Raw genomic sequence first — 13,873 nt, 5'->3', positions numbered from 1 at the left:
CTTCAGGGCAGCCGTCGTACCGGTGAACCCGCCAGGTACGCCTGGATGTCCTCGACCGCCTGGCCGTAGTACGTCGCGTAGTTGGCCTGCGAGACATAGCCCAGGTGGGGAGTGGCGAGCAGGCGGGGGGCCGAGCGCATCGGGTGGTCGGCGGGGAGAGGCTCAACGTCGAAGACGTCGACCCCGGCGCCGGCGATGCGCCCCTCGCGCAGGGCGGTGAGCAGGGCGTCCTGGTCGACGATCGCCGCGCGTGAGGTGTTGACCAGGTACGCCGTCGGCTTGAGCAGGGCGAGCTCGGGGGCGCCGAGCAGGCCTCGGGTGCGGTCGCTCAGGGCCAGGTGTACGGAGACGAAGTCACTGTCGGCGAGCAACTCCTCCTTGGATACGGCCAGTTGGACGCCCACTTCGTCCGCGTACTCCTTGGTGAGGTTCTGGCTCCAGGCGCTGACGTGCATGCCGAAGGCGAGGCCGACCTGAGCCACCCGGCTGCCGATCTTGCCCAGGCCGAGCAGCCCGAGGCGGCGGCCGTGCAGGTCGGCGCCGACCGTGTTCTGCCAGGCGCCGCCGGAGCGCAGGGCGTTGCTCTCCTCGACGATCCCGCGGGCCAGGCCGAGCAGCAGGGCCCAGGTGAGTTCGACGGGCGGGGTCGAGGAGCTTGCCGTGCCGCAGACGGTGACGCCGTGCGCCTCGGCGGCGGCGTAGTCGATGACCGAGTTGCGCATGCCGGAGGCGATCAGCAGCTTCAGCCGCGGGAGACGGGCGATCAGGGAAGCGGGGAAGGGGACGCGTTCCCGCAGCGTGACGACGATGTCGAAGTCGACGAGGGCCGCGGCGAGGGCGTCCTCGCCGGGGAAGTGGGTCGTGAAGGGGACGACCTCCACGTCGTCCGCGAGGGGCGAGAAGTCGGCGACCTGGGTCGCCACGTTCTGGAAGTCGTCGAGCACAGCACAGCGCAGCCGCACGGTGGTTCCTTTCCATGGCCAGGTGGAACGACTGTACGGAAGCGGGGCGGACGGGGGGCGGTCGCCTGGAGCGGCGGGTCGCGTGGCTGGAGGGCCAACTCTTCTGCACGGCACGTGCACGGGTGCGGGTGCGGGGGCTGCAGGACGGGCGCGAGGTCCTCCGCAGTACCGTGAAGGTCACGGTGCACGAGCCCGGCGTACCCGACATCGCCCCCGACTGCCCCCGAGCGGGTCTGTTCCCGGAGCGGGTCCGTCACCGATCGTTGACCGCTGCGCGCGGTTCGTCGGCCGAGGCGGTCCGTCGGCCGACAGGGAGGAACCCACCTTGCCACCACGCTTACTCGTCACCGGTGCCGGCGGCTTCATCGGAGGTCATGTCGTCGCGGCCCTCCGGGAGTCGCAGACCGTGACGCCGTCCCGGATCCGGCTCCTGCTGCGCGACCCCGGGAGCCCCCCACCGGGCGGCGGCCCCGGCGCCGGTGCCCCGGCGGAGGTCGTACGCGCGGACCTCGCCGACCCGGCATCCCTGCGGGGCGTCTGCGACGGCGTCGACGTCGTACTGCACTGCGCCTCCCACATCGGCGACGACGAACGCCTCACCCGGACCGTCAACGACCACGGCACCCACGCCCTCGTCGAGGAGGCGACGCGCGCCGGCGCGACCCGTGTCGTCTACGTGAGTACGGCGGCCGTATACGGCCGGGGCCCCTTCACCGGCGCGCTTCCCGGCGAGTTGCCGCTCGCACCGGTCTCGCCGACCAGCCGTTCCCGCGCCGCCGCCGAGCGGCATGTACTGGACGCCGGAGGGGTCGTGCTGCGCCCGCACCTCGTGCTCGGGGCGGGCGACCGATGGGTGGTGCCGGGAATGGCCGGCCTGCTGGGGCTGCTGTCGGCCAGCCTGAAGGACTGCACCGCCCGGCACTCCGTCGTCGACGTAAGGGCGTTGGGGCGTGCGGTGGTCGCCGCCGGGCTGTCGGACCGGGATCTGGCGGGCGCGCATCACGTCAACCACCCGGAACCGGTGACCTGTTCGGAACTGCTGGACACGCTGGCCGACCGGCTCGGCCTGCGTCTGCCGGGCGCACCCGTGGACATCGACGAGGCCCGGACCCGTCTCGCCGGGAAGCCGCGCGCGCTGCACCACCTCGGCATACTCGCCGCGGACCACTGGTTCGCGGACGACGGGTTCTGGGGCGGTTTCGGTGCCGGTGCCGGTGCCGGTTTCGGTACCGGTCCAGGAGCGGGGTTCGCGCAGAGCCTTGCCGAACACGCGTCGTGGTACCGGGAGTTCGTGGACCGCTGACGGGCACGCTGTCTTTCCTCTTTCCTCTTTCATCCTTCGATACACGAGGTCTTCGTGGATACCCAACGCGCACTGACGGGCAAGATCGCACTGGTCACCGGGGCCGGCCGGGGCATCGGCAGAGCCATCGCCGGGCGGCTGGCCCATGACGGGGCCCTCGTCGGCGTCCATTACGGCCACAGCGCGGCCGCCGCCCAGGAGGTCGTGGCGGAGATACGCAAGAACGGCGGGCGCGCCTTCCCGGTCGAGGCGGTACTCGGGGTGCCGGGCGATGCCGACGCCGTCTTCGCGGCCTTCGACGCCGGGCTGCGCGCGGAGCGAGGGGAGGGAGGCGAGGGAGGAGAACGAGGTGAGGGAGGCGAGGGAGGCGAGGGAGGCGAGGGCGGCGAGGGCGGCGAGGGCGGCGAGGGAGACTTTGCGAGCGCCGAGGTCTGGGGCTCGCTCGACATCCTGGTGAACAACGCGGGGGTGAGCGGTTCGGGGCCGGTGGGTCAGGCGGTACCCGAGGTCTTCGACCGCATGATCGCCGTCAATGCCAAGGCGCCGTTCTTCCTCGTGCAGGGCGCGCTGCCGCGGATGCGGGACGGTGGGCGCGTCATCAACATCTCCTCGCTCGCCTCACGGCGGGCCTTCCCCGAGTCCGTCGCGTACGCCATGTCCAAGGGCGCGCTGGACACGATGACCCTGTGCCTGGCGAAGGAGCTCGGCGGTCGGGGCATCACCGTCAACACGGTCGGGCCGGGGTTCATCGAGACGGACATGAACGCCCGCCGCAGGACGACGCCCGAGGCGCGGGCCGCCCTGGCCGCACGGTCCGTCTTCGACCGGATCGGCAGGCCCTCGGACGTGGCGGACGTGGTGGCTTTCCTCGCCTCCGACGACTCCCGCTGGGTCACCGGTCAGTACCTTGACGTCAGCGGGGGCACCGACTTGTGACGGCGCCCCGGACGTCGGGGAGCGGCCGGGCTGACGGGGCCGGGACGTAGCTGTGCGCCGTCGTGTTCGTGGCCGCGACGGGCTGCACTTGGCGGGCCTCGAGCCGACGGCCCAGCCAGGGTGGGGTTCTCCGCGAATCCGCGCCGTTGATGATCACCAACGGTATTGAGCGAGCGGGCGCAAAGGGTGGAAGCCGCCAGAGGCCAGCTGCTCCTGGCAGCCGAGAACTTCCGCGTATTCACCGCAGCTACCCGGAGGAAGTCCGTGACTGCCGGATCCGGATAGCCCGGAAACGAATGCCGTCAAAGCGCTTGCTGTCATTTCCGGGGGACCTTTGGCTGATGACCGCCCCTCGTGCCTTCGCCCTGGCTAATGGGAACAGGGTGAAGGCACGTTCGCTGCGTCTCAGTCGATGCAGAACTCGTTGCCCTCGATGTCCAGCATCGGGATGCACGAATCATTGCCGTCGTACAGCGTGCGCACGTGCACCGCACCGAGCGCGACCAGTCGTGCGCATTCCGCCTCGAGCGCGGCGAGGCGCTCTTCCCCCACGAGTCCGGTGCCGACCCGCAAATCAAGATGCACCCGGTTCTTGGCGGCCTTCCCCTCGAGGACACGCTGGAAGTACAGCCGCAGGCCCACACCTGAGGGATCGACGCAGGCGAACCAGGAATCCCGCTCCTCAGGTGGCTGCGAGCGCTTGAAATCGTCCCACGTGGCAAACCCCGCCGGTGGCGGCGGTATGACGTACCCCAGCACCTCGCACCAGAAACGAGCGAGCCGCTCAGGTTCTGCGCAGTCGAAGGTGACTTGGAACTTCTTGATCGGCGTCATCGGGACACTGTATGAGCGCGTGCCGGCACCGAGGCTCCGGGTGCCATCCCCGTGCGGATAGAGGTCTCGCGTGAGGTGAGTTGGCGACGGGGGTTGTGTCCGCGACCGGGAGCGGAACCACCGTGACTTCCGGCGCAGGGCGGGGCGGACGGGGTACTACAGCAGATTCTGCCGTAGATGCGGGCCGCCTCCACGTCGAAGGGGATGGGGTCGAATTCGTTTTCGGCGTGCTGCAGGACGTCCATGCGGCGGGCCCGCTCGGCGTGTTCGTCGTAGTCCCTCTGCTCGCCGCCGCGCACCCTGGTGGGGGCCTGCGGAGACTTCCGCGAGGGGTGGAGGCGCGTGAGGAGGAATGGCGCCTGACTCGGGCGGCGCAAGAGGAGGAGCGGCGTCGACAGGCCCAGCGTGAGAGCAACAGTGATGCGTAGGACGTGGCGTTGACGCATCGACACACGACTCCGGAGGCCCCTTGGCTCTTGAGGGTTCTTGCCAGGTCATGGGGCCCATGCCGTAGCGCTGAGTGCTTCTCTGTCCACAGATAGTCCACGGCGTGGCAGCCGGATGACGGTGCCTTCTGTCGCTCAGGTGATCCGCTACTGGATGACCTCGTAGATCTCCTTGTAGCCGGATGCTGCGTTGTTGTTAAACGTGTCGATCAGTGACTGCGCGTTCTCGTCTGGATTCACGAAGAACGATCGCTCCAAGGTGAAGTACTGGTCGAGGCTATCGAATTCCCATTGGCAGACGACCGTATCCATGGGGCCGGCATAATCGACGTAGATTCGCCGGTTCGTGTACCCGGCCTCTTCGAACACCTTGGTGAGGGTCTTGAACGCCGCCACGATCTCCGGCGCTTTCCCGCGTTCAGCTTGGTAGACCTCGCGCATCATGTACATGGTGTGACTCCGCCTTCCCGCTTGAGCAGTAATTAACTGGTCGGGGGCGTAATCTCATGCTAACTCGCCCAAATGTTGCTCGCATGTCAAGTGCTGTGGCCCGAGGTCAAGCGCTTCCCGTACTCCCGCCGTCGCCATGTGCATGTCCGCGCGGGTGGTGTGGAGAGGCTGGGGACTCACCTCGGGGCGAACTGCGGGCGGGGCGGTCGCTGAGGTCTGCTGGTCTGGTCACGGTGATACTAGCGGCGTCGAACGGTCACCTGTGGCTGCCAGGGTTGCTGTATTTCTCTGCTGTACTGCTACTGCTCTGGAGAGTCCTTCAGGAAAGAGGGCATCACGCAGAATGCAACCGAGCCCGTCTCGGCCGAGACTGGTCGTGAGGGACGATAGGCATCGATTTCAACGGGATGCTGATCATGGTGGCGATGGTGACCACCGCCGAAAACGCGAACGATGACAGGCCAGTCAAGAAAGCGTGGCTTATCCACGCAAAGGGCCACTCTTACGAGGATGCCTTTGCCGATTTGGCAAAGGCGGCAGAGAAAGTCGATGCCGAGGGAGTGGTTGGCGTCCGACTCGTTGTGGACGCCGGTCCGAAATCGGCGCAATGGTGCGCGTATAGGACAGCAGAACAGTACGGCCCTTACCGCATTCAGCGCTTTTAGAACTAACCACCAAGAGTGGCGTGAGGCGCAGAGCCAGCACAGATGCGCGCGGTCGGCGGAACGAATTTGGCCGGGAGCTGCTTTGGCGCGAGTGATCACGGCCCCGCAACACCCGTAACATTCCGGCGCGCCGGGCAGTCTGTGGACCTGCCCGTTAAAGCGCGTTGTTGGGGCCATGACCTTCGAGGCTCGCGCCAAAGTGGCTGGCTAAAGTCGCGGAGCCGACCGCCCCAGCCACGGGGCAACGACCACGGTAGCGAGGTAGCCCGCGGGGAACCGCCGCTGCGATCCGGCCTCTTCGGTAACACAAAGCGTCTTTGGCCGGCGATGCGGCAATCCCCTGTCCCCCATGGCCCGGTGCTGGCTTTGGCCGCTGCCGGTGGCGACCGACCGTCACCGCTGCTGCCGCCGCCCGGTGAGCAGGTCGCCGAGCGCACCGTCAGCAGCACCGGCGGCTTCGTGGTCGCCGGACAGTGCATCCAGCTCGGCCGCGGCCATGCCCGCCAGGTCGTCACCGTCCACCTGAGCGAGGACACCATCCGATCTTCCAGGGAACCGAGCTGATCACCACCGTCCCCCGCGTCACGAGGAAGGAGGTGGTGGGCCGCAAGTCCGGCGAACACAACCGCCGGAAGATCGTCTAGGGCAGACGTCAAGCATCACCCGACGCCAACCCGTCAACCATCAACTGAGACTCGACAGGGATGAGGTGCTTGCCGTCGTGGCTGCGTACGTGCCGGCCGTTGCCGTCCAAGAGCCTGACTGTGAAGGCCTCGGACATGCGCTCGCTGACCTTGTCGGGTGTTAGCCGGGAGACGGCCGTGGACTCGCTTGAGGTGCGTTCGGTGCCGCCGGAGGGCTTGTATCGGAAGACCAGGGCCACGATGCCTCGGATCAGGTTCTTGTAGACGCCCGTCAGTTCGTCCACCTCGAGGTGGATAACCGTCTCTTCCAGGACCCCGCGGGCCACGCCGGCCTCGGGGGTCTCGTCGAGTTCGAGGACGCCGCCTGGGAGCTCCCAAGTGCCGTTGTTTGCCTGGCGGATCGCCAGGAGGCGACTTCCGTGCCGCACTACCGTAGGGCGTGGCGCGGCGCGCGTATGGCCGGCCTGGCTCCGCATGTCTTCGAGTCGCCCGCCGGACGGCGCGTCTACGGCAACAGCGACACGCGCCTGACGAAGTGGCTGAACGACGGGATCCTGCCCGCCCAGGTGGTCGACTGGGCAGGGAACAGCGTGGCTGTGCTCCTGGCGACCTATGCCCGATGCGTCGAAGGTCAGCTGCCCGACCTGAAGAGGCGGCCCGAAGCTGCCGGAGCTCTTCCCGAGCGGTCGTCCGCTGGCTGACCCCTCGGCCGCCCAGAACCTCGACACGTATTCGACACAGCCACCCGCGAAAACCCGGTGACAGTCGGACAGCCCCGGAGGCTTCCCTTGATCATCAAGGAGGCTTCCGGGGCTTCTTCGTTTGCCCTGGCACCTGCCCTGACCAGTGAAAAGCCCTCCCGAAGGGGAGGGCCGAGGCAGGCGCCCCGACAGGACTCGAACCTGCGGCCAAGCGCTTAGAAGGTGCGCAGGCCTAAGCGATGTGCTCACCTGCGTGTTCGCAGGTCGCCCACGAACGAAAATCGTCAAAGCGCTTGCTGTCGATTCCGGGATGTCTGCTCGATGGTCGTCTCGGGTAGCGAAGGGGCGTGCCGTCGGCCGGAGTCTGGGCGTTCGACAGCGGTGACGCCGGAGCAACGACACCGTGAGGTATTTAGGTACCATGGCAGCGGAGGTGTTGACGATGACGACGGCGGCGAAGTCGGTACGCCAGTCCCCGCTGAAGGTGGACCCGGCGACGGACAAATTGATCAGCCAGGGCGCTCATTTCCTGGGGCTGACGAAGAAGGACCTGGTGGCCGAGGCGGTTCGGGTGTATCTGGAGCAGCGCCGTGAGGATCTGCGGTCCGGCATGGTGGAGGCGCTCAGTGTGCTGGATGGCTCGCTGAAAGCGGATGTGATGCTGTTGACCGGGCTGACCGCGGAGGAGATCGACGCGGTCGGGGGGATCGAGGAATGAACGGACCCGGCCCGCCCGACGCTGCGCTGTTTACGCGAGGATTTGTGCCTCGCGGTGCCGCCGCTCACGGTGCCGCTGGACGAGATCGACCACCCGGTGCTGGCCAAGGCGTCCGAGTAGTTCGCGGACGAGGACGGCAAGCACGAACGCATCCGATCCGTGGACGACCAGGTGCTTTTCAAGGTCAAGGTGCAGCGATGGCGCGGCGCGATATGGCTGGACGCCGACCTGTCGTGGCTGGTCGCGGCGGGTCGGCGCGAGGACGGCTCGGGCGATGACTTCTATGCAGCTCTGGAGGCCAACGGCCGCGCCGCTCGGGCTCACTACAACGCGGAACATTCCGACGGGCTGAAGACCGCGACACACACCGCTTACCTCCTGCCCGCACGCGAGGACCATGTCCGGTACCGCGCCGAGGCCGGGGTCCGCTTCGTGCGCCGCCTGCGGGCGACTCTGCTGGACCTGGCGCACGCCACGCTGCGTGACGGCCGTGAGCACACACGCGAATTCGACACCTTCGCCCTTGGCCTCCAGGTGCGTGCGGACGAGGGCCACGAGACCTACCTCGCCGTCCGGATCACTGGCTCCGTACCGCAGAACCTGACCGTGCTGATCCTGCGCAACGTACCCGGCTGCGAGGCTGAGGGCTGGTATCCGGAGTACGCCCTGCCTGAGCGGGACCTGCTCCCAGCCGAACGGGCGTGGTCCAACCTCATGGACCCACGCGCGGCTGCCCAGGTGCTGGACGAGGAGCGGTAGCCCGGCATCCGTCGGCGCGAACTGCAACCCCGACCTCGGGGTATGTATCCACGATCGCGGCCAGTCAAGGCGCTTGCTCTCACAGCGATGTGCGTCCGGACGTCAAAGAACCCCTCACGCGTTTCCGCAGGGAGAGGGTGTGTGCGCCCCCGGCAGGACTCGAACCTGCGGCCAAGCGCTTAGAAGGCGCCTGCTCTATCCACTGAGCTACGGGGGCCGGTTGTGGTGGCCTCGGTCGTGGTGCCCGGGTGTGGGCTGGTCCGTGACGATGCCGGGGACAAGGATAGGGCTCCCGCGTCCATGTCCCGGTTGCTTCGCCTCCGTGGCTCGATGTGGAGGTTCGGTGAAGCGGTCCTGATAATCGCAGGCAGGTGCGAATCGTGCACCGCTTTTGGGCTCTTACGCCCCGGGTGTTGTGCACTCGTTATGCCTGGACTGTGCCTGTGTCCTAGTCGCCCCTTGCGTCCCTTGTGTCCCGTCGGCGCGCAGACATGCTCATATGCTTCAGAATTCCCCTAAAATTGGGCATTCTTCGCATGTGGTGACCTTGGACGTACGGCCTCAGCTGCTCGACGCACTCTCCGCCCTGCGCGACCGTGTCGCTGCCGCACGCTTCCCGCTGCCCTTGGCGGGGGCTCCACGCGCGCGTGCCAACCGCGACGAACTCCTCGCGCAGCTCGACGACTATTTGGTGCCCCGGCTGAGAGAGCCCGAAGCGCCCTTGCTGGCCGTGGTGGGAGGATCCACCGGGGCCGGGAAGTCGACGCTCGTCAACTCCATCGTGGGAAGACGGGTGACCGAGGCGGGCGTGCTGCGGCCGACGACGCGAAACCCTGTGCTGGTCTGCCATCCGGAAGACCATCATTGGTTCAGCGGGATGCGCGTACTGCCCGAGCTCACACGTGTGTGGGTGCCCGAGCACGATCCGGCGGACGAACTGATGCTGCCGGGCGAAGACGGCGCGCGCGTACTGCGCGTCGAGACCGCCGACACGCTGCCCGTCGGGCTCGCCCTCCTCGACGCACCCGACATCGACTCTCTACTCGCCGACAACCGCGCCCTCGCCGCCGAACTGATCTGCGCCGCCGACATCTGGGTCATGGTCACCACGGCCGCGCGGTACGCCGACGCCGTCCCCTGGCACCTGTTGCGCACCGCCAAGGAGTACGACGCCACCCTGGTGACCGTTCTCGACAGGGTTCCCCATCAGGTCGTGTCCGAGGTGTCGCGGCAGTACGGGGCGCTCCTCACCAAGGCCGGCCTCGGCGAGGTACCCCGCTTCACCGTGCCCGAGCTGCCCGAGTCGGCCTGGGGCGGCGGACTGCTGCCGGCCAGTGCCGTGGCGGCGCTGCGCACCTGGCTGGTCCAGCAGGCCCAGGATCCGGCGGCCCGGGAGCACGTCGTAGCCCGTACGGCACACGGGCTTCTCGACTCCCTCAAGGCCCGTATGCCCGAGCTCGCCAGTGCCGCCGCTGCCCAGTACGCGGCCGCGCTGCGGCTCACGGCCGCCGTGGACAGCGCGTACGACAGCGAGTACGCGCGCGTGCGGAGCCGCCTGCAGGCCGGCGCCGTACTCGCCGGCGACGCCCTCAAGCGCTGGCGCGCCTTCCCGCTCGACTGCTCCGCCGGGGAGCTCCTCGACTCGCTGGTGGACAGCCTGAGCACCCTCCTGCTGTGCGCCGTCACCGCCGCCGACGAGCGGGTCGACGACGCCTGGCGGCGCGAACCGGCCGCCGCAGCCACCGAGCTGACGGGCCGTGACCCGAGGCCGGGGAGTGTCGAGCACCGCATCGGGCTGGCCGTACGGCGCTGGCGGCGGGAGCTCGAGGAGTACGCCGAGGACGAGGTGAGCGTCCACGACCGCAGCGTCGTCCCCGATTCCGAGGTCGTCACCGCCCTTGTCGCCACCGCGCTGCTGGGCGCCCGCCGGGCGCGGACCGCGGGGGAGGGGCTCGCCGAGCGGATCGGGGCGCACGGGGCGCTGCGGCTGCGCGACCGGGCCGGGCGGCTGCTCGCCGAGCACCTGGACCGGGTCATGCACAACGAACGCGAGCGCCGGCTCGCCCCGCTCGACGCCCTGGAGATCCATCCGGACCCCCAGGCCGAACTCATCGCCGCGCTGTCCGTACTGCTGAAGGAGAGGTGACCGGTGACTGCCGTCACTGACCAGGACCACACGGAGCACGCCGATCAGCGGGAGGGCGGCCTCACCATGGACGACGAACGCGAAGCCGGCACCCCTGCGGACGTCCACAGGGACGTCCCTGTGAGCGTCTCCGCAGAGGGCGCTCCCGATGCCGCGGGCGCGCGCGACGCGGCGGACGCCTGCGGTGCGGAGAAGCCTTCCGAAAGCGCCCTCCCCGCAGAGGGCCGCGCGAAGGGAGACCCCGGCGGCGAGAGCCCTGCTGCGGCCGAGGAGTCGGACAAGCGCGCTCCCTGGAGAGAGCCCGCGAAGCGGGAGGGACGGCCGAACGACGACCACGCGCGCGTGGGGGACGCCGACACCGACGCGCGCGGGGGCCGCTCCCAGGCCGGCGGCCGAGAGGGCGGCGGCCGTGACGGCGGCGACACCTCACGTCGTACGCCGGCCTCCTCTCGTACACAGTCCGCGTCTCGTACAGAACCGCCCGCGTCCCGTACGGAGTCCTCCTCGCGTCCGCAGTCCCCTTCGTCCCGTACGGAGTCTTCTTCGCGTCCGGAGCCCTCTTCGCGCAAGGAATCTTCTTCGCGTACGGAGTCCTCGTCCCGCGCGGAGCCCCCCTCCCGCAACGAGTCCTCCTCCCGCAACGAGTCCCCCTCCCGCAACGAGTCTCCCTCCCGCAAGGCGTCCCCTTCGCGCACGGAACCCACCTCTCGCACGGAACCCACCTCTCGCACGGACTCACCCGCCAGTACGGAATCCGCGCCCCCCTGGGACGACGGGCTCATTGCTCGGCGGGTGAATGAGCCCGCCGCCTCCGAGCAGCCCGCCGTCGTGGAGCCCAGGGCCGTCGGCTCGCCGGTCGTGACGCCGCTCGCGTACGACGGGGCGCTACGGTCCCGGCTCGACGCGCTGCGTGAACTGGTCGGGCTCTCCCGCACCCGGCTCGACAGCAAGACGCTCGCCGAGGCGGGCAAGGTGCTCGACGAGGCGGCGTCGCGGCGCAGGCTCTCCGGGCAGCACACCGTCGTCGCGATCGCCGGCGCCACCGGCAGCGGCAAGTCGCAGCTCTTCAACGCGCTCGCCGGAGTGACCATCTCGGAGACGGGCGTACGGCGTCCGACGACCGCCGCGCCCCTCGCATGCAGTTGGAGCGACGGTGCGGCCGGCCTCATCGACCGGCTCGGTATCCCGCCACGCCTGCGGCGGCGCCCGGCGCAGAACGCGACCGCGGACGGGCAGCTGCGCGGGCTCGTCCTGGTCGACCTGCCCGACCACGACTCGGCGGCCGTACAGCACCGCGAGCAGGTCGACCGCGTCCTGGCGCTCGTCGACGCGGTCATCTGGGTCGTCGACCCCGAGAAGTACGCCGACGCCATGCTGCATGAGCGCTATCTGCGGCCCATGGCGGGGCACGCCGAGATCATGTTCGTCGTCCTCAACCAGATCGACCGGCTGCCCGGGGAGGCCACCGACCAGGTCCTCGACGACCTGCGGCGGCTGCTCGACGAGGACGGCATCGCGCTGGGCGAGCACGGCGAACCGGGTGCGACCGTGCTCGCGCTGTCCGCGCTCACCGGGGACGGCGTCGGTGACCTGCGCGAGGCGCTCGGCCAGTTCGTGGCGGAGCGCGGGGCCGCGGCGCGCCGGATCTCGGCCGACGTGGACGCCGCCGGGTGGCGGCTGCGGCCGGTCTACGCCGCGCGCCGGCGGACCGGGCTCAGCGAGGAGGCGCGGGACGAGTTCTCCGCCCGGCTTGCGGACGCGATCGGCGCCACGGCCGCGGGCGAGGCCGCCGAGCGGGCGTGGCTGCGCAACGCCAACCGCGCGTGCGGGACGCCCTGGCTGAGGCTGTGGCGCTGGTACCAGGACCGGGGCGAACCCCCGACGGGACGCCTGACTCTGCGCGGCCAGACGGACGAGGAGGCCACCGCGCGCCAGCGCGTCGAACAGGCGGTGCGGACGGTCGCCGACCAGGCGTCGGCCGGGCTGCCCACGGCCTGGGCACAGGCGGTGCGCGAGGCGGCCGTTCGGGGGGCTCAGGGGCTGCCCGAGGCACTGGACGACCTGGCCGCGCGGGCCGGACTGCCGCCGGGGCGGCCGCCGCGGCCGGGCTGGTGGCCGGCGGCGGTCCTGGTGCAGGCCGCCATGACGATCCTTCAGGTCGTCGGCGGGCTCTGGCTGGTGGGGCAGATCATCGGAGTCATGGCGCCCAACCTGGGGGTGCCGGTGCTGTTGATGGTGGCCGGCATCGTCGGCGGTCCGTTCGTCGAGTGGGGGTGCCGGATCGCGGCACGCGGGCCGGCACGGCGGTACGGCCTGGAGGCGGAGCGGCGGTTGCGGGAAGCGGCGGCCGGGTGCGGGCGGGCCCGGGTGCTGGATCCGGTGGCGGCGGAGCTGCTGCGCTATCGGGAGGTCCGGGAGCAGTACGGGCGAGTGATGGGGGCGGGGGTCGCGGCGAGGTGAACTGAGGGCCCGGGGGCGGGACGGCCTTGGGCAGAGGGACCGTGGCTCACTCGTTCGGGTGGCGGAGATATCCACAGATCGGCGGTGGTCCACAGGGCTCAGCGGGCTCGGCCCGGCGGAGGCAGTCTGGTTTCGCGGCGATCGCGACGGACGCGGTCGATCGCGGTGACGGCGGTGGCAGGGACGTACCGGGGACGTGCGAGAGACGTACCCGGACGTGCCGGCAGCGCGCCGCCGTCATGTCGGACGCAGCCGTACGGGACGGGCCCGTAGGCGTATCCGCCCGGCTTGAGCGGCCGGGTGAGGGAGGGGTTCGAGATGAACGAGACGACCATCTGCGCGGTGGGCAACGTGGCGACGCAGCCCGTGTACCGGGAACTGGCGACGGGACCGTCCGCACGCTTCCGGCTGGCGGTGACCGCGCGCTATCTGGACCGCGGGAAGAACGAGTGGACCGACGGGCACACCAACTTCTTCACCGTGTGGGCCAATCGGCAACTCGCCACGAACGCGGCCGCGTCGCTGAACGTGGGCGATCCCGTCGTGGTGCAGGGCCGGTTGAAGGTGCGTTCGGACGTGCGCGAGGGGCAGAGCTGGACCTCGGCCGACATCGACGCGGTGGCGATCGGGCACGACCTCGCCCGTGGCACCTCGGCCTTCCGGCGCACCCCGAGGGCGGAGGCGGGAGTCACCGCAGCACCGGACGCGGCGGACCGCCCCGAGCCCAACTGGGAATCGCAACCGGCGGAGGGCGAATCCCAACAGGCCCCGGAACCAGCGGCGGTGACGTGACGTCAGTCACTCGCGGCCGACGGCGCCGGAGCTGACCGAACTGCGGCTTATCGACGA

At 69.8% G+C, this 13,873-nt stretch carries 13 protein-coding genes, 1 tRNA gene and 2 pseudogenes; 10 read left to right on the top strand and 6 right to left on the bottom strand.

Translation table 11 applies throughout. The features are described 5' to 3' along the window. Positions 1–2: 2 nt before the first annotated feature. Positions 3–962 carry a D-2-hydroxyacid dehydrogenase family protein gene (locus AB5J49_RS17015; RefSeq protein WP_369169480.1) on the bottom strand — a complete coding sequence of 320 codons (960 nt, stop codon included), beginning with the start codon at positions 960–962 and terminating at the stop codon, positions 3–5. A 325-nt stretch (positions 963–1,287) separates the two neighbouring features. Between AB5J49_RS17015 and AB5J49_RS17010 the strand changes: the two genes are divergently transcribed. Both AB5J49_RS17010 and AB5J49_RS17005 read left to right on the top strand, forming a co-directional pair. After that, complete coding sequence (locus AB5J49_RS17010) at positions 1,288–2,265, top strand: NAD-dependent epimerase/dehydratase family protein (RefSeq protein ID WP_369169479.1); 978 nt, start codon at positions 1,288–1,290, stop codon at positions 2,263–2,265. 54 nt (positions 2,266–2,319) lie between these two features. Continuing rightward, the gene (locus AB5J49_RS17005) at positions 2,320–3,201 is read left to right on the top strand and encodes an SDR family oxidoreductase (RefSeq protein ID WP_369169478.1); all 882 of its coding nucleotides are present in this window, start codon (positions 2,320–2,322) and stop codon (positions 3,199–3,201) included. 405 nt (positions 3,202–3,606) lie between these two features. Here AB5J49_RS17005 and AB5J49_RS17000 read toward each other — a convergent pair whose 3' ends face one another. From AB5J49_RS17000 to AB5J49_RS16990, 3 genes and pseudogenes are all read right to left on the bottom strand, one after another. After that, positions 3,607–4,035 (bottom strand): VOC family protein, encoded by a 429-nt coding sequence (locus AB5J49_RS17000; RefSeq protein WP_369169477.1) that lies wholly within the window; start codon positions 4,033–4,035, stop codon positions 3,607–3,609. Between the two features lie 143 nt (positions 4,036–4,178). Beyond that, positions 4,179–4,365, bottom strand: a pseudogene (locus tag AB5J49_RS16995) (VapC toxin family PIN domain ribonuclease); the annotation flags it as partial. A gap of 263 nt (positions 4,366–4,628) precedes the next feature. Beyond that, positions 4,629–4,931, bottom strand: a complete 303-nt coding sequence (locus AB5J49_RS16990) for a hypothetical protein (RefSeq protein WP_369169476.1) — start codon at positions 4,929–4,931, stop codon at positions 4,629–4,631. Between the two features lie 407 nt (positions 4,932–5,338). Between AB5J49_RS16990 and AB5J49_RS16985 the strand changes: the two genes are divergently transcribed. Then, positions 5,339–5,596, top strand: coding sequence for a hypothetical protein (locus tag AB5J49_RS16985; RefSeq protein ID WP_369169475.1), 258 nt, complete (start codon positions 5,339–5,341; stop codon positions 5,594–5,596). Positions 5,597–5,986: 390 nt separating this feature from the next. Further along, positions 5,987–6,240: pseudogene (locus AB5J49_RS16980) on the top strand (IS481 family transposase); the annotation flags it as partial. Positions 6,241–6,248: 8 nt separating this feature from the next. Here AB5J49_RS16980 and AB5J49_RS16975 read toward each other — a convergent pair. Further along, positions 6,249–6,668 (bottom strand): NUDIX domain-containing protein, encoded by a 420-nt coding sequence (locus tag AB5J49_RS16975; RefSeq protein ID WP_369169474.1) that lies wholly within the window; start codon positions 6,666–6,668, stop codon positions 6,249–6,251. Between AB5J49_RS16975 and AB5J49_RS16970 the strand changes: the two genes are divergently transcribed. The 3 genes from AB5J49_RS16970 to AB5J49_RS16960 all read left to right on the top strand — a co-directional run bounded on the left by AB5J49_RS16970 (position 6,660) and on the right by AB5J49_RS16960 (position 8,418). Beyond that, positions 6,660–6,941, top strand: a complete 282-nt coding sequence (locus AB5J49_RS16970) for a hypothetical protein (protein WP_369169473.1) — start codon at positions 6,660–6,662, stop codon at positions 6,939–6,941. The two genes, AB5J49_RS16975 and AB5J49_RS16970, sit on opposite strands and share 9 nt — an antisense overlap. Positions 6,942–7,362: 421 nt before the next feature. After that, the gene (locus AB5J49_RS16965) at positions 7,363–7,659 is read left to right on the top strand and encodes a hypothetical protein (RefSeq protein ID WP_369169472.1); all 297 of its coding nucleotides are present in this window, start codon (positions 7,363–7,365) and stop codon (positions 7,657–7,659) included. A gap of 159 nt (positions 7,660–7,818) precedes the next feature. Beyond that, a complete protein-coding gene (locus AB5J49_RS16960) occupies positions 7,819–8,418 on the top strand; it encodes a hypothetical protein (protein WP_369169471.1) in 600 nt (199 codons plus the stop codon). A 144-nt stretch (positions 8,419–8,562) separates the two neighbouring features. On the opposite strand, the gene AB5J49_RS16955 is transcribed toward AB5J49_RS16960, so the two are convergent. Beyond that, positions 8,563–8,635: transfer RNA gene (locus tag AB5J49_RS16955), tRNA-Arg, on the bottom strand. A gap of 321 nt (positions 8,636–8,956) precedes the next feature. On the opposite strand from AB5J49_RS16955, the gene AB5J49_RS16950 reads away from it, so the two are divergent. The 3 genes from AB5J49_RS16950 to AB5J49_RS16940 all read left to right on the top strand — a co-directional run bounded on the left by AB5J49_RS16950 (position 8,957) and on the right by AB5J49_RS16940 (position 13,816). Beyond that, positions 8,957–10,564: a dynamin family protein gene (locus AB5J49_RS16950; RefSeq protein ID WP_369169470.1), complete on the top strand. Its 1,608-nt coding sequence runs from the start codon at positions 8,957–8,959 to the stop codon at positions 10,562–10,564. A 3-nt stretch (positions 10,565–10,567) separates the two neighbouring features. After that, a complete protein-coding gene (locus tag AB5J49_RS16945) occupies positions 10,568–13,024 on the top strand; it encodes a GTP-binding protein (protein ID WP_369169469.1) in 2,457 nt (818 codons plus the stop codon). 318 nt (positions 13,025–13,342) lie between these two features. Beyond that, complete coding sequence (locus tag AB5J49_RS16940; RefSeq protein WP_369169468.1) at positions 13,343–13,816, top strand: single-stranded DNA-binding protein; 474 nt, start codon at positions 13,343–13,345, stop codon at positions 13,814–13,816. Positions 13,817–13,873: the final 57 nt, after the last annotated feature.

It is taken from the genome of Streptomyces sp. R28 (genome assembly GCF_041052385.1).
GTDB lineage: Bacteria > Actinomycetota > Actinomycetes > Streptomycetales > Streptomycetaceae > Streptomyces.
Note: the sequence above shows the minus strand (reverse complement) of the source record. Positions and strands in the feature narration are given on the sequence as shown.